We start from the raw sequence: 14,369 nt of genomic DNA, 5'->3' as shown, positions 1-14,369 counted from the left end.
CCAATTGGCCCCCGGTCAAAGCCGAAGGGCGCTTTTCGTCAAACCTTGCGCAGGGTACCGGGGTCGGGCAGGCGCGGCGCTCGATGTGCGTATGAGGTGTAAGCCTCTTCGGGGCCGGTGCCATCGGTCTTGGCAGGGCGCCGGGCGCGCTGCGAATCGATTTGCTCGTCGAAGGCGACTCCGAAACGATCGTCCTGAACCCAAGCCACGCTTCCGCCGATTTCGCCGATATTGCGCAGATCGATCCGGACGCGGCTGCCGCGCTGAACGCGCGGGCTTCCCTCGCCCATCATGCCGCCATCCGACAAGTTTCGCACGCGCACGCGATGCGTCTTCTCGCTGTCCTCCAGCTTGAGATCCGCAAGCAGGAACAGGCTGTCGCGAGCAACGCTGCGCGTATCGACACCGGCCATGATCGGTTCGCCTCCCCCGGCCCGTTCAAGGGCCCGTGACTGGTTCGAACTGGCCCCGCCAGTAAAGGGCCGGGGCCACGAGCCGGCCCACTCCGGCTCGCAAACCGGAGGTATGCCGACGCGGTTAACAGAATCTTAACGAGCGGCTTCGCTCCGGCGGACACACAGGCCATGTCCCAGACTGGAACGTGTGCCTGCAAAGAGATGAAACTCAGTCGTCGCGCGACACCTTTTCGCGCCGTTCATGGGCCTCCTGGGCCTCGACCGTCATAGTCGCCACTGGCCGCGCGATAAGCCGCTTGAGACCGATCGGATCGCCGGTGACTTCGCAATAGCCGTATTCGCCTTCGTCGAGACGGCGCAGCGCGGAATCGATTTTGGCGATGAGCTTGCGCTGGCGATCCCGCGTGCGCAATTCGATCCCCCAATCGGTCTCGCTCGAGGCGCGATCGTTGAGGTCGGCCTCGCGGATCGGGCCGTCCTGGAGCGATTGCAAGGTCTGCCCGGCAGCGCTGTGGATCGACCGTTTCCATTCGATGAGCAGCATCCGGAAATAGGCCCGGTGCCGTTCATTCATGTATTCTTCGTCTTCGCTCGGGACATAGTCGGGCTCAAGCATACGCTTGGCCTTTTCGAGAATGTCGATGTCGTCCGACGTAGGCGATCCCATGTGATGCTCTTGTCCCCGCGAGTTCCTGCAGCGCCGACCCGTCTGGAGGCCCCGACAGCGTTGCGGGCCTCAGACGTTCCGGCCGGCCTTAGCCTCGCCGCGCCTATAGGGAAGCGCTGTTTGAGGCACAAGCCGAATCGCTTCCCGGCAAGTCACTCGACCCCGGGGTCGGCGCTTGCGAATATATTGTCCGGCGGAATTTCGCGAAAACTGCGCCTGCGTTAACCAGTTATTGACCACGATCCGTGACTTCTCATGTCCAAGCGAGCCGCAAGGGGGTCGGTTTCGCGAGTAACGGGGAGTGAAGAATGCAACTCACGTCGATGAAGGGGGCCGATTGCCAACCGGCCGAAACGGGCGACCACGATCTCGCCCTCGCAGAGCGTCTCGCGGCGGCTTCGCAAGGCGATATCGCCGCGCTGTTCGATCTGGGCGTTGCCTATTCGACCGCGAGCAGCGGCGCTCAGTCGGACATGGTGGAAGCACACAAATGGTTCAACCTCGCCGCCGCGCGCGGACACGAGGAAGCCGCCTGGAGCCGAGCTGACATATCCGAAGAGATGACGGCCCGCGAAATCGCCGAGGCGCAGCGCCGGGCCCGTCAGTGGCTGGCCCAAGAACGCGCCCGCGCCGCCTGAGGGGTCAGCTTCCGTCCGCCTTCCTGAATGGCGTACGGTCGCCGAGGAAGAGCTGGTCGCTGGCCACGCCCTCCCGCTCGCGTTTAAGAAAGTCGGCGACGGCTGCCCGGAAACCCGGATCGGCGATCCAGTGCGCCGACCACGTTTTCACCGGTTCGTAGCCGCGTGCCAGCTTGTGCCCGCCCTGCGCGCCGGCTTCGACCCGGGGCAGGCCGAGTTCGATGGCGATGTCGATCGCCTGATAATAGCACAGCTCGAAATGCAGGAACCTGATGTCCCGCGTGCATCCCCAATAACGCCCGTAGAGCGCATCGCGGCCGATGAAATTGAGCGCGCCCGCAACCGGCTCGTCACGGTCGAAGGCGAGAATGAGGACGATCTTCTCGCCCATCCGCTCGCCCAGCAGATCGAAAGCCGCACGCGCCAGGTAGGGCGTGCCCCATTTGCGCGCGCCGGTGTCCTGGTAGAAAATCCAGAACGCATCCCAGTGATGCGGCTTGATGTCGTCGCCGCATAGCCGCTCGATCCTCAGGCCCTCCTGAGCTGCGGCGCGCTCCTTGCGCAGGTTCTTGCGCTTGCGCGAGGCAAGTTCCGCGAGAAAGTCGTCGAACCTCTCGTAGTTGCGGTTGAGCCAGTGGAACTGGATGTCATTGCGGATCAGCCAGCCCGCATTCTCGAACAGCGCTACCTGCTCCTCCTCGATGAAGGTCGCATGGGCTGAGGACAGACCGTTCTGCTGGCAGACGGTTTCGGCCCCCTTGAGCAGGTGCCCTGCCAGGGCGGGGTCCGACAAAAGCAGGCGCGGACCGCTTGCCGGAGTGAAGGGCGCGGCGATCTGGAGCTTCGGATAATATCGGCCGCCCGCGCGGTGCCAGGCATCGGCCCAGCTGTGATCGAAGACGTATTCACCCTGGCTGTGACCCTTGGCGTAGCTTGGCAAGGCAGCGCGAAGGCGGCCCTGCGTATCGGTCACCACGATCGGAGCGGGATCCCAACCTGTCCCTTCACCGACGCTGCCCGAATCTTCCATGGCGGAGAGAAATTCGTGGCTTACAAAAGGGTTGCGCTCGCCTCCGAGCGCATTCCATTCGGCTGCATCGAAATCGCCAACCGATGGAGCGAGGCGGACGGTCAGAGCGCTGTCGCTCATGCCAGGCCCTCCCCTTCGGCGATCAGCGCGTCGGCGTGGAGCGCTGCGCGCGTGCGAGCCTCGGGCGAATCGACTGTCCATGTCAGGACCGGCAACCCGCCGGCGCGCAGTGCCGCGACCCAGCGGCTCGGCAACGCGGCGATGTGGTAGGCAAGGAAGTCGGGCTTCGCGATCCAGAATGCCAGGCGCCGCTGCCAAGCCCTTTGCGTGTTGCCGCGATCGTCCTCTCGCATCACCAGGCCGCAGGGCGTAAGCGGCGAATGAAGGCGAAACCAGCGCGAGACGCGCGGATCAAAACTCATCACGGCGTGCAGGCCTGAATAGGTTTCGAGCATGCGACTGACGCTCACACACGTCCACTCGACATCGTATCTGCGCTTGGACTTGATCTCTATGAGAACCGGGACTCGCCCGGCCACGATATCGAGAAACGTCGCCAGCCGGACTGGGCGCTGGTCGGACCCGATCAGGCCGAGCATCTCGAGTTCCTCCGATAGCCGCTCTTCGGTCGCGCCCACCACTCCGGTCAGCCGCTCGAGATCCCAGTCGTGGAAGACCATGGGGTGATCGTCCAAGCTGCGCTGGACGTCACATTCGACCCCCAAGCCCGCCGCGATCGCCGCTTCGGCGGCGGCGAGGGAGTTTTCGGGCACGCCCGGCGAATGAAGCCCGCGATGGGCATATTCCCATTGCGTCAACCAGTCGGGAGCGGTTCGGCGCGTCATCCCGAAATGGCGATCACCGCGTCGACTTCCACCGCCGCTCCGAGCGGGAGGGCAGGCACGCCGACGGCGGCGCGGGCATGGCGTCCCTTATCCCCGAACACCTCGAACATGAGATCCGAAGCGCCATTCGCCACTTTCGGCTGATCGGTGAAATCGGGCGTCGAATTGACGAAGGCTCCGAGCTTGATCACGCGTTCGACCTGCTCGAGCAGACCGGCGGCCTTCAACTGCGCGAGGACCATCATGCCGCAGGCGCGCGCTGCCATGATCCCGTCCTCTAGCGTGACATCATCGCCGAGCCTGCCGGTTACCAGAGCCTTGTCGATGAAAGGCAATTGTCCCGATACATGGGCAAGTCCGCCTTGATGCACGACCGGGACGTAGCTGGCCACCGGGGCGGCTGCTTCCGGCAGAACGAGGCCCAGTTCAGCGAGGCGTTTTTCAATCGTCATCGTGCATCCCCTTCGATCCGGTCGATCAGCCACGGCAACGCATCCGACCAGCGGTCGATCCGCGCCTCCGCATGCCCCGCCTTGTGCGCGCAGTCGATCGAGCCTGCAATCATCGGTTCGCCGCACATATGCAGCCGAACGACATTAGGCGCGATTTCCGCGACCGAAGCATGGTGCTGGGCGAGATCGTCGATGAACACTGCGCGGCTGGGAGAGAATTCCTCGACGATCTTTTTGAGGGCCGGCCCCTTGGGTCCCTGATTGGTGAAGACGCGCGCATGGATCCCAAGCGCAGCCAATTGCTCCGCCCGCTTCTCTCGCCGCTCGTCGACGAGATTGGTCAGGATCACGACATCCGCCTGCTCGGCCAGCGCATTGATCCCCTCGACTGCTCCTTCGATCGGTGTCTGCCTGTCCATTTCGCGATCGAAGAATCGCCCCAGCATTCGCCAGATATCGGCCGGCTCGAGCAATTCCCCGCTTTCCTGCCAGCGCAGGGCGTGGGCGAAATCGTGACCTTCGAGGTTGAAGTCGACCCCCTGGCTTTCCTCCAGCCACTGCTTGAAATGCGCGACCATGTGCAACAGCACTTCGTCGCAATCGCTGATTATCAGTGGGCGGCTCATCCAGTCAGTTCCTTTCGGGCGGCGATCAGTTCCACGGGCGTGACGGCAAGCGCTTCGGCCGCGCGGAGCAGGTCGGGTTCGTAATTGGCGAGAAAATCGAGCGCGGAGGCGAGGACTGTCGGATCGCCGAGCCCCTTGCGCAGCGAATCGGGATCAAGCCCCGTCAGTTCAAGATAGCGATCCGCGCGCTCGTCGTCCTCCAGCACCCAGCCAAGCGCCGCAAGAGCGAGCGTCTGTGCGCTCGCGCGGGTCCGGGCGGACGCAGCTTCGGATCGATCCGGGATTGTTACGACCTCCTGGTGGGGTTACCCTCATGTGCGGGGCAAAACGGGGCGTTGCAGTGATGAAACGAATAATGGTTGTCGAGGACAACGACCTCAACCGGAAATTGTTCTGCGACGTGCTCAAGGCGAACGGGTTCGAGGTGGAGCCGGTGGCGGACGGTGGAAAGGTGCTCGAAATGGCCCGCGCCGTCTTACCCGATCTCATCATCATGGATATCCAGCTACCTGGCATTTCCGGGGTCGAACTGATCGAGGCCGCGCGGCGCGACCACGCCTTGCGCGAAATCCCCGTGCTGGCCGTGACCGCTTTCGCTGCAAAGGGTGACGAGGACCGCATCCGCTCGGCCGGGGCGTCCGGCTACCTTGCCAAGCCCGTCTCGATCAGCCCGTTCATGAACGCGGTAAAGGCGCTTTTGCCTGGCTAGACCGTAGCTGAAGCCTCCGAGGAATACTCCCATGCGAAGACCAGCATGGTCAGCAGCAGACCGCCGAGAAATATGCGATAGCCATAAGCGAGGAAACGATATTTGCGCCGATGCAGCACCCGCCCGTTCTGGTAGATGTCGTGCATCATGGTCTCGAAAACGGCGGAATCGCGGCCGAGTTCTTCCATCAGACGCGCCTTCCATTGCTCCTCGTCGAGCGAGGCGAAATGGCCGAAGAACAACAGGTTAAACTGCTCGTCCTGCCGGGGAGGCGCGCCGAAGGTCGGCAGCACCGCGATCACGGCGCACAGCGAGGACAGCAGAGCGGTCGCGGCGAGACAAAGCGTGGCGAGGGTGATCGCCTCTCCCGTCAATCGCGTCACAGAAAGAGAGAAAACGACAAATGTCGCACCGATCATGATGTTGGCCTTCTGGTCGGCCATCTGCGACAGCGTCAGCGTGTTGATCTGGACTGTACGCAGAAGATGTATCGCGCTGGCGGGCCACTGTTCAGGCGCAACGAGCATATGATCCGACCCGGGATCAGAGCGGCTCTGCCGTGATTCCGTGCAGCTTTCCTCGTCGCCACCGGTCTTTTCCGAGCTGTTCGCCTGGTTCACGTGCATCGCCCCCGAACTGCACCCTGCATCGCTCTGCCAGCCGGTTCCGTACTTGACAAGAAGCACTGCAAGCCGCTTTGCAGGCAATGGCCCGCAATAAGCGCCTCCTCCAGCCAGAAAGAGCCGTTTCCCACCATGACCGAAGCCGAAGTCGACGAGCGCATCCGCGTCCTGATCGAGCCATTCAACAAGAAGGGTATCGACATAACGCCTGCGACGACCTTCGCCGGCGACCTCGAATTCGACAGCCTGACGGTGATGGATTTCGTCGCCGCGATCGAAGACGAATTCGACATCATCATCAGTATGAACCAGCAGGCCGAGATCGAGACCTACGGCCAGCTGGTCAGCGCGGTGCACAAGCTGCAGGATAGCTGATAGAAGGCCAATCCATGAACGACATGACCCCCCCCTCGGGCGAGGGTGCCCGCAGTTCGGGCGACCTCTTCGCCAAGTTCGACCCGATCATCGAAACCCGCGAGACATTGCTCGCCCGCGGGGTCGAGGATCCATTCAATCTAGTCATGGAAAAGGTGCTGAGCCCGACCCGCGCGATCTGCAACGGGCGCGACACGATCCTGCTGGGCACCTACAATTACATGGGAATGACCTTCGATCCCGACGTGATCGAGGCCGGCAAGGAAGCGCTCGAGCAATTCGGCTCCGGCACGACCGGGAGCCGCGTGCTCAACGGAACCTATCAGGGGCATCGCGAGTGCGAGGAAGCGCTCCGGGAATTCTACGGCATGGACCACGCAATGGTGTTCTCGACCGGATACCAGGCCAATCTCGGCATCATCTCGACGATCGCCGGCAAGGGCGATTACATCGTCCTCGACATCGACAGCCATGCCTCGATCTATGACGGCTGCGCCATGGGCAAGGCCGAGGTCGTGCCTTTCAGGCACAACGACATCGAGGCGATGGAAAAGCGCCTGCGGCGCATTCCCGAGGACGCGGGCAAGCTCGTAATCCTCGAAGGCGTCTATTCGATGCTGGGCGACGTCGCGCCGCTGAAGGAGATGGTCGCGGTCGCCAAGAAATACGGCGCGATGGTCCTGGTCGACGAAGCGCATTCGATGGGCTTCATCGGCAAGAATGGGCGCGGTGTTGCCGAGGAACAGGGCGTTATCGACGATGTCGATTTCATCATCGGCACGTTCTCCAAAAGCGTCGGGACGGTCGGCGGCTTCTGCGTTTCAAATCATCCGAAATTCGAGATCCTGCGTCTGGTCTGCCGCCCCTATGTCTTCACCGCGAGCCTGCCGCCGAGCGTTGTCGCAACTGCGGCCACCTCGATCCGCAAGCTGATGCATGGGGCAAACAAGCGGGCGCATCTGTGGGAAAACTCGAAGCGCCTTCATGCTGGTTTAACCGGTCTGGGCTTCAAGCTTGGGACTGACGAACCGCAAAGCGCCATCGTAGCAGTCATCATGCCCGATCTCGAGCGCGGTGCGATGATGTGGGAAGCGCTGCTAAAGGAAGGGCTCTACGTCAATCTCGCCCGCCCGCCGGCCACGCCCGCCGGCATGACCCTGCTACGCTGCTCGCTCTGCGCAGAGCATTCGACCGAGGAGGTCGAAACGATCCTCGCCATCTTCGAGCGGGCCGGAAAGGCAGTCGGAATAATCGACTGAGCGGCCGGCTCAGCCTGTCCGGTCATCGAGTGGCACTGCCGCCGCGCATGCTTTCGCGCCGTCCTTGCCGTCGTCAGCCCCCCGCAGCTGGGTGATCGCCAGGAAGCCGGCCACGACCAGAAGAGCGAAGACCGTGGTCACGAGCCCGAGATAGCGCTCGATGAAAGCCTTGATCGGTGTACCGAACACTCTGAACAAGGCGCCCACCACGACGAACACGAGTCCGCGACCGGCAAGGCTTGCGAGGATGAAGGGCAAAAGCGCCATCTCCATAAAGCCCGCGGTGAGCGTCATCAGTTTGAAAGGCACCGGCGTCGCACCTCCGATGAAGACCGCCCAGGGGCCCAGTTCAGCGAACCGGCATTGAGCCACGGGGAATGTCTCCGCATAGCCGAGCGTTGCGATCAGCCATTCACCGATGCTGCCGTAAAGCCCCCAGCCGATGGCATATCCGAGCACGCCGCCCGCGACCGAGGAAAGGGTCGCAATGATGCCGAAACGAAGTGCGTTGCGAGGCTCTGCAAGGCACATCAGGCCCAGCAGCGGGTGCGGAGGAATCGGGAAGAAGCTCGCCTCGATGAAGCAGAAGAAAGCCAGCCAACCCTGCGCCTGCGGGTGCGCGGCCTTGTCCATGGTCCAGTTATAGAGGCTGCGCAGCCACGCCAAGAGACGGCCTTTCCTTCGAGAGCAGCGCGGGATTAGGCGAGCCTCGCAGCCCGCGCAAGGCGCAAGTTTGTGCCATATGGGTTATTCTATATTCCCGTCTCGGATCTTTCGGGTTAAAACTGACAGCATCGCAATAGTGCGAGCCGGCGGATGCGCGTTGCTCCGCCCGACCCGTTAAAATCGAGCTCCGCTCCGGTATGAAGAAGGCATCCCGATGAACATATCGCGGACAGCCCGCAAGTGCTGGTTGCGAGGCTTACAGTCTCGCGGATCCCCGCTGGCGGGGGTGATTCATCGCCGATCTCGAGCAAAGTTGCTGCGTGAAGCGCTCCGCCGAACGGGCCGGGATCTCGACTGCCCGCGCCTACCGCGCCCGAAGCACCGAACCCGAATTCGTCCGCGCTTGGCTCGGTGCATTGGTGAAGAGCTGCGAATGATCTCGAATTGAAACTGATGCACCGCCTTGGCGAAGGGGACCTTCTCGCGCATGAGGCGAGGAAATACCATTTCGCCAGCGCGATCCGTTACTCGACATCTGCGACCTTCGGACCCGCGAAGCCATCATAGACCAAGGGGCCCGGACAGCGTTAATCGAACCTCTTGAGTCTCTCAGGTGAGTCGGGCTCTTCCGACAAAACTAAGCGCGAGAATCTCGCGCCGAACTGAGGGAGACCCACCAGGTCATGTAACTGGATCAGGCGTAAATTGCCCCATTATAGAGGCTTTCTTGCAACAGTTCGCGGCGATTGACTGCTTGCCTCCCCCATGCGGAAAAGATAGAGATACGCGGTGCCTCAATGAAATAAAAAAGGGGAATGTTAGAATGCGTAAAATCGTCATTGGCATGGCGATGGCTTCGACAGCGCTCTCCGCACCCGCCATGGCTCGAGAGGGCCAGTGGTATATTCAGGGTGACGGTGGTGCGATGATCGTCGAGGACATCACCTTCGATGTGGACGGCACTCAAGGCGATGCCCAGGGTGACTATGAAACTGGGTATGACTTTGGTGCAGCTGTTGGCTATGACTTCGGAGCTTTCCGTTTGGAAACCGAGGCGAGCTACAGATCTGCGTACCTCAATGAGTTGTCGGCCGGTACCGTGGGCCTCCAGATTGATCCCTTCGATCAACCAGGTGGTCGTAACGGAGAGCTCACGAGCCAAACCGCCCCAGCACTCGGCGGTTTTGACGCTCTTAGTTTCATGCTGAATGGTCTTTTCGATTTCGGTGACGATGATGGCGTTCAGGCGTTTGCCGGCGGCGGCATCGGCATCGCTCGGGTGGACCTCGATGCCAACTATGACCTTAATGGTCCCGGTGCATTCGATGATTCAGACACTGGTCTCGCTTGGCAGCTGCTGGCAGGTGTCCGGGTGCCGCTCAACGATAGTTGGGACCTCGGATTGAAGTATCGCTACTTCAATGCCGAAGACGTGAACATAATTGATACTCGCGGCTTGCCGTTGGAAACCGATCTGAGCACGCATTCCATTCTTGGCTCGATCGTCTACAACTTCGGTGGTGATGAACCGGCTCCGCCCCCGCCGCCGCCGCCCCCGCCGCCGCCGCCGCCGCCCCCGCCGCCGCCGCCGCCGCCTCCCCCGCCGCCGCCGCCGCCGCCGTGCAACACTGGGCCCTACATCGTCTTCTTCGACTTCGATGAGTCGATGATCACTGCCGAAGCGGCTACGATCCTCGACAGCGCAGTGACGGCTTATGCCAATTGCGGTACGGCGAATGTCATGCTGGCGGGCCACACCGACCGTGCGGGCAGCGTTACCTACAACATGGCGCTGGCAGCTCGCCGGAATGACTCGGTTCGCGAATATCTCGAAGGCCGGGGCATCCCGGACGGACGGATCACCAGCGAAGCGTTCGGCGAATCGCAGCCTCGCGTACCGACTGCGGATGGTGTGCGCGAAGCCCAGAACCGCCGCGTCGAGATCACCTACGGCCCGGGTTCGGGCATGTAAGGTCGTTCACCTTCGACATTGAGAGGAGGGCCGGAGAGATCCGGCCCTTTTCTTTTTTGGAGAGCCGACTGGTGCCGCTAGCGATGTGCAGTCACCGCGATTTCGGGCGATTAGTAGGGCAACTAGTACTTGAGCCTTGCGCGCAGAGCGCGAGTACCCTGCTAGGATCGAACGGGCGCTTCTCTCTTGGTTGGCAAGAGGCGCCGGTTTCCGTGGCGCTCGGATGGAGCGTTCATGGCTCTCCCGCAGAACGGGCCCGCTCCGCGATACTTGCGGCAGCGGCCGGGACCAGTCGGGAAGCCGTAATCAGCAGGGCGAGACCGATCGGGGTTATCCAGAGTGTAGCGAGTACGCCGGTCGACAGATTTCCATCGTTTCTCGCCGACACATAGCCCGCAAGATACGGACCCAGCGCCAGCCCGACCAGTGTGGTCGCGAGAAAGAACGTCGCCGTCGCTGTCCCACGCATCCTTGGCAGGACAAGCGACTGACTGGTCGCTGCGGCAGCTCCAAGAGCCGAAGCGGCCAGCGCACTCACCACGATATTGAGCACCACGAAAAGGGTCCAGCTGTCTGTCGTGTACTGGAAAACGGCGAACGGAACAGGGCTCAGCAGACCGAAGATGATGACCCATACCCGTCCCGAGGCAAACCGCTCAAGTAGTGCGTCGGCCAAGCGACCTCCAAGGATGACGCCTAGAAAACCGCCCACTGCCCCGCCTCCGCCCAGCAGAAAACCGAGTTCGGCCTTGGAGACATCGAGAAAGGTCCGCTCAGCGTACGGCGCACCCCAATAGGACGCCGAGTAGGCCATGAATGCGACCGTTCCGTAGCCAAGGATCGTACAAAGGAAAGCCGGCGATCCCCAAGTCAGTGCGAAGGTCGGATAGTCTCGAATACGAAGTGCGCTGGCCCAACAGAAAACTGCATAATAGCCTAGGGCAAGCAGCAACCATTGGTCGGTGACGATCGGCAGGTCTACTCCCAGCGCTGACCCGAGCGCTGCGACGATGGCGCCTTGGCCTGAGCCGAGCGCGACCGTCAGCATATGCGCCGCGGCAAGAGCGCCGACAAATACGACGACATTAAGGAGAAGGCTTTTCCATCCCCGGGCGGCGGCCCCGAAGAAGGTGAAGCCGGGAATGATCGTATACAGCTCGCGCACGAACCCGCGGAACGGATGGGGATCCTCCGAAGCGGTCAGGCCATCGATCGCACCCCGGATCGGTTCCCTAAGTGTCGCAACCCATACTGCAAGGAGCAGACCGGGCAATCCGACCGCCACGAAGGCCGCTTGCCAGCCGGCGAGGCCAAGGAGCGGATCGCCTGAAGGGAACTTGCGGTTCCAGCCATCGACGATGAACCCACCGATTGCGAGCGAAACGCCGCCGCCGATATAAAGTCCTGAACTGTAGATCGCGAGCGCCGTGGCACGCAGGCGGGCGGGAAACCAGTCCGAGATGAGAGAATAGGCCGAAGGGCTGGCGGTGGCCTCCCCGACGCCGACACCGATCCTCGCGACAGAGAGGGTCGATGCATCGCGCGCGAAGCCCGACAGCGCGGTCATCCCCGACCAGAGGGTAAGCCCCAATGTCATGAGGCGAACACGCTTCCAGCTGTCGGCCAGGCGTCCGAGCGGGATGCCGAAAAGGGCATAGAAAATCGCGAAGGCCGTGCCGTAGAGAAAGCCAAGATATGCGTCATCGACACCGAGATCGCGTTTGATGTCGTTCGCGAGGATCGAGAGGATCTGGCGATCGATAAAGTTCAGCACGTAGACGAGAACGAGCACGCCCAGCGCATACCAGCTATAGGCCGGCACGCGCTCGCTGGCCGCTTCCTGCTGGCCATTCATCTCTTCGCTCAAATGACGATCCCCTCGACCTTTATCGTTTTAGCCGGCAATCGGTTGCCCGCGCCGGATCATGTCGCATAGCGCGTGCTATCGACTAGTCCAGCCTCGGCAAATCCCTTTTTCCGCAAACGGCACGAGTCGCATGCGCCGCAGGCAAGGCCCTCTTCAGTCGGATCGTAGCACGACCAGCTCCATGCCGGATCGAGACCAAGCCTCACGCACTCACGGGCTATATCCGCCTTCGTCATGTGCTGGAGCGGGGCGTGCACTGTGAAACCCTGGCCTTCCACACCCGCTTTCGTCCCGAGTCGGGCCGCCTGTGTAAACGCGGAAATAAATTCGGGCCGGCAATCCGGATAACCGGAGTAATCAAGCGCGTTCACGCCGATGAAGATATCGCTCGATCTGCGCGCCTCGGCAAACGCTGTCGTCAGTGCAAGGAAGACGAGGTTGCGCGCAGGCACGTAAGTCACAGGAATGTCCGAGCCCACCCCGTCTTTCGGAACGTCGATGGAGTCGGTCAGCGCTGACCCCCCGAACTTGCGCAGGTCCAGCTGGATCTCGACCTGGTCTGTCAATTGAAGCCGGCGGGCGATTAGCCGAGCCGATTCCAGTTCGCGCCGATGGCGCTGCCCGTAATCGACCGTCAGCGCGTGGATCGCAAAGCCGCGCTCGCGGGCGATTGCGGCAGTGACCATGGAATCCAAGCCACCCGACAGCAATACGACTGCCCTGCGAGCCGTGTCTTCACCTTGCTGAATTGTCATCGCGCGGGTGTAGCCATCGCTGCACGCGGGCGAAAGCCGCTCGCCGGGGTTTTCAGCAGGACCCCGTCCGGCGAGCTTCGGCGACGAATTCAAACGGAAGGCCTGAGGCGATGCCCTGGCTTTCGATCTGGACGAGACTGCTGGTCTCGCGCCTGATATTGGTCCGACCGTAGCCATTGCCCGGGCAGGTGTACTGGACCGTCACTTTGGAAGGCTCGTCCTCAACCACGAAGCGGCTGCAATTGCGGTCGTCGTGGCGCAGCTGGATAAGCTCTTCTCCGCTTCGCACGCAGATCTTTCGTTCACCCGAGCCATCGCGCGGCTTGATGGTCCATTCCCCCCTGGCCAGGCTGCCGAGCATTGCAAGGCCATCGCCCTGCGCCGCAGCGGGAATAGCAAGACCGAGCACAACCGCGCCGATCGCGAAGGTTCGAAGGACTGGTCTTGGTGAATAGCGCAATTTCATCGTCTCGCTTTCGCCCAAAGAAGGTGCGCTCACTTGCACATATTTGGCAAGAAGCGGCGGGCTGTTCCGAAATAGCGACGAACGGTTAAACTTCAATCGCGAACTCGCGCGAACAGAATGCGCAGTCGACCACGATCCTGCCATCCTCATTCTGCATCTCGCGCTGTTGCTCGGCCGGGAAGCGGGCAATCACCGAAGCGTAATACTCCGCGCTGCAGCGGCAGCCACGGGCGAGTTCGGCTCCGGGCTGAACCCGGATTTCATCATCTTCGCTGAACAAGCGCCAGGCTATGGCTTCCATGGACAGATCCGGATCGAGCAGTTCATCGTGGCTGATCGTCGAAGCCAGCGCCGTGACATGCTCCCAATCGGGATGGTCCATCCGGACATGGAGCCTCTCGCGGCCTTCCTCTCCATCGGGCAGATGCTGCACGAGCAGGCCGGCGGCCACCCTTTCCCTGCCCTGACCGCCCGAACGGCTGGCCACCCGGATGAGCGTGGGAACCTGTTCCGACTGGCTGAAATAGGTTTCGCACGCTTCTGCCAGCGTGTCCCCCTCCAGCGGAACGATTCCCTGATAACGCTGCCCCGCTCCGGTATCGAAGGTGATCGCGAGATAGCCCTCCCCGAACAGAGCCGATAGGCCGGGATTGGCTCCGAGGCTGGCAAGCGCCATCTCGTCGAAATCGGCGTAGCCTCTCATCGATCCGCCACGGTAGTCGCAGACCAGCAGCGACACGACGCCGGCCTGCGTCTGTGCCTGCATCGTGAGCTGGCCGCCTTCGTCCTTCAACAGGCTACCCATCAGCGCGCCAAGCACGAGCGCTTCGCTAAGCAGATGCGTAATCGGCGGCGGGTAGTCATGCGCTGAAAGCACCTCATTCACCACTGCATCGAGGCGAAGGACCCGGCCCCGCGCATTGCGCCCGGGCAAGGTGAAGGCAAGGAGCTTGTCCGAGTAGGTTTCCGGCATTTCGGATGTCGATCTGGCAGGTTTCATCGG

The 14,369-nt window shown here is 62.1% G+C and carries 18 protein-coding genes; 5 read left to right on the top strand and 13 right to left on the bottom strand.

The annotated features are described in order from the left end of the window. Positions 1–38 precede the first annotated feature (38 nt). Together Ga0102493_RS01300 and dksA are read right to left on the bottom strand one after the other, a co-directional pair. Complete coding sequence (locus Ga0102493_RS01300; protein ID WP_034905646.1) at positions 39–413, bottom strand: PilZ domain-containing protein; 375 nt, start codon at positions 411–413, stop codon at positions 39–41. 211 nt (positions 414–624) lie between these two features. Next, complete coding sequence (dksA, locus tag Ga0102493_RS01295; protein WP_034905648.1) at positions 625–1,083, bottom strand: RNA polymerase-binding protein DksA; 459 nt, start codon at positions 1,081–1,083, stop codon at positions 625–627. Positions 1,084–1,391: 308 nt separating this feature from the next. Between dksA and Ga0102493_RS01290 the strand changes: the two genes are divergently transcribed. Further along, entirely contained in the window at positions 1,392–1,721 is a 330-nt protein-coding gene (locus Ga0102493_RS01290) for an SEL1-like repeat protein (RefSeq protein ID WP_034905650.1), read from the top strand. Between the two features lie 4 nt (positions 1,722–1,725). Here the strand turns inward: Ga0102493_RS01290 and Ga0102493_RS01285 are convergent, their stop codons facing one another. The 5 genes from Ga0102493_RS01285 to Ga0102493_RS01265 are packed head-to-tail and all read right to left on the bottom strand — an operon-like array spanning position 1,726 to position 4,880. Then, on the bottom strand, positions 1,726–2,871 hold the full coding sequence (locus Ga0102493_RS01285; protein WP_034905652.1) for a GNAT family N-acetyltransferase: 1,146 nt from the start codon (positions 2,869–2,871) through the stop codon (positions 1,726–1,728). Continuing rightward, complete coding sequence (locus tag Ga0102493_RS01280) at positions 2,868–3,596, bottom strand: glycerophosphodiester phosphodiesterase family protein (protein WP_034905660.1); 729 nt, start codon at positions 3,594–3,596, stop codon at positions 2,868–2,870. The genes Ga0102493_RS01285 and Ga0102493_RS01280 overlap by 4 nt, the downstream gene beginning before the upstream one ends. Continuing rightward, on the bottom strand, positions 3,593–4,048 hold the full coding sequence (locus Ga0102493_RS01275; RefSeq protein WP_034905662.1) for a RidA family protein: 456 nt from the start codon (positions 4,046–4,048) through the stop codon (positions 3,593–3,595). Before Ga0102493_RS01275 ends, Ga0102493_RS01280 begins: the two co-directional genes overlap by 4 nt. Further along, positions 4,045–4,674: an HAD family hydrolase gene (locus tag Ga0102493_RS01270; protein ID WP_034905663.1), complete on the bottom strand. Its 630-nt coding sequence runs from the start codon at positions 4,672–4,674 to the stop codon at positions 4,045–4,047. The genes Ga0102493_RS01275 and Ga0102493_RS01270 overlap by 4 nt, the downstream gene beginning before the upstream one ends. After that, positions 4,671–4,880, bottom strand: a complete 210-nt coding sequence (locus tag Ga0102493_RS01265; protein ID WP_034905664.1) for a DUF3572 family protein — start codon at positions 4,878–4,880, stop codon at positions 4,671–4,673. Before Ga0102493_RS01265 ends, Ga0102493_RS01270 begins: the two co-directional genes overlap by 4 nt. Positions 4,881–5,014: 134 nt before the next feature. Between Ga0102493_RS01265 and Ga0102493_RS01260 the strand changes: the two genes are divergently transcribed. Continuing rightward, a complete protein-coding gene (locus Ga0102493_RS01260) occupies positions 5,015–5,383 on the top strand; it encodes a response regulator (protein ID WP_034905731.1) in 369 nt (122 codons plus the stop codon). Here the strand turns inward: Ga0102493_RS01260 and Ga0102493_RS01255 are convergent. Then, positions 5,380–6,069 carry a Pycsar system effector family protein gene (locus Ga0102493_RS01255; protein WP_051698303.1) on the bottom strand — a complete coding sequence of 230 codons (690 nt, stop codon included), beginning with the start codon at positions 6,067–6,069 and terminating at the stop codon, positions 5,380–5,382. The genes Ga0102493_RS01260 and Ga0102493_RS01255 overlap by 4 nt on opposite strands. Positions 6,070–6,138: 69 nt before the next feature. On the opposite strand from Ga0102493_RS01255, the gene Ga0102493_RS01250 reads away from it, so the two are divergent. Together Ga0102493_RS01250 and spt are read left to right on the top strand one after the other, a co-directional pair. Continuing rightward, positions 6,139–6,381, top strand: a complete 243-nt coding sequence (locus tag Ga0102493_RS01250; RefSeq protein ID WP_034905665.1) for an acyl carrier protein — start codon at positions 6,139–6,141, stop codon at positions 6,379–6,381. A 14-nt stretch (positions 6,382–6,395) separates the two neighbouring features. Beyond that, positions 6,396–7,640, top strand: coding sequence for a serine palmitoyltransferase (spt, locus tag Ga0102493_RS01245; RefSeq protein ID WP_418251649.1), 1,245 nt, complete (start codon positions 6,396–6,398; stop codon positions 7,638–7,640). Positions 7,641–7,649: 9 nt separating this feature from the next. Here the strand turns inward: spt and Ga0102493_RS01240 are convergent, their stop codons facing one another. Then, positions 7,650–8,273 carry a YqaA family protein gene (locus Ga0102493_RS01240; RefSeq protein WP_034905666.1) on the bottom strand — a complete coding sequence of 208 codons (624 nt, stop codon included), beginning with the start codon at positions 8,271–8,273 and terminating at the stop codon, positions 7,650–7,652. Between the two features lie 856 nt (positions 8,274–9,129). Here Ga0102493_RS01240 and Ga0102493_RS01235 point away from each other — a divergent pair. Continuing rightward, positions 9,130–10,278: an OmpA family protein gene (locus Ga0102493_RS01235; RefSeq protein WP_069297415.1), complete on the top strand. Its 1,149-nt coding sequence runs from the start codon at positions 9,130–9,132 to the stop codon at positions 10,276–10,278. A gap of 232 nt (positions 10,279–10,510) precedes the next feature. On the opposite strand, the gene Ga0102493_RS01230 is transcribed toward Ga0102493_RS01235, so the two are convergent. From Ga0102493_RS01230 to hslO, 4 genes are all read right to left on the bottom strand, one after another. Continuing rightward, complete coding sequence (locus tag Ga0102493_RS01230; protein WP_034905735.1) at positions 10,511–12,133, bottom strand: MFS transporter; 1,623 nt, start codon at positions 12,131–12,133, stop codon at positions 10,511–10,513. Between the two features lie 68 nt (positions 12,134–12,201). Then, positions 12,202–12,900, bottom strand: coding sequence for a 7-cyano-7-deazaguanine synthase QueC (gene queC / locus Ga0102493_RS01225; protein WP_034905668.1), 699 nt, complete (start codon positions 12,898–12,900; stop codon positions 12,202–12,204). Between the two features lie 52 nt (positions 12,901–12,952). Further along, positions 12,953–13,366 (bottom strand): hypothetical protein, encoded by a 414-nt coding sequence (locus Ga0102493_RS01220; RefSeq protein ID WP_051698325.1) that lies wholly within the window; start codon positions 13,364–13,366, stop codon positions 12,953–12,955. An 85-nt stretch (positions 13,367–13,451) separates the two neighbouring features. Continuing rightward, positions 13,452–14,339, bottom strand: a complete 888-nt coding sequence (gene hslO / locus Ga0102493_RS01215) for an Hsp33 family molecular chaperone HslO (RefSeq protein WP_236922269.1) — start codon at positions 14,337–14,339, stop codon at positions 13,452–13,454. Positions 14,340–14,369: the final 30 nt, after the last annotated feature.

The sequence above is a fragment of the Erythrobacter litoralis genome, assembly GCF_001719165.1.
Classification (GTDB): domain Bacteria; phylum Pseudomonadota; class Alphaproteobacteria; order Sphingomonadales; family Sphingomonadaceae; genus Erythrobacter; species Erythrobacter litoralis.
Note: the sequence above shows the minus strand (reverse complement) of the source record. Positions and strands in the feature narration are given on the sequence as shown.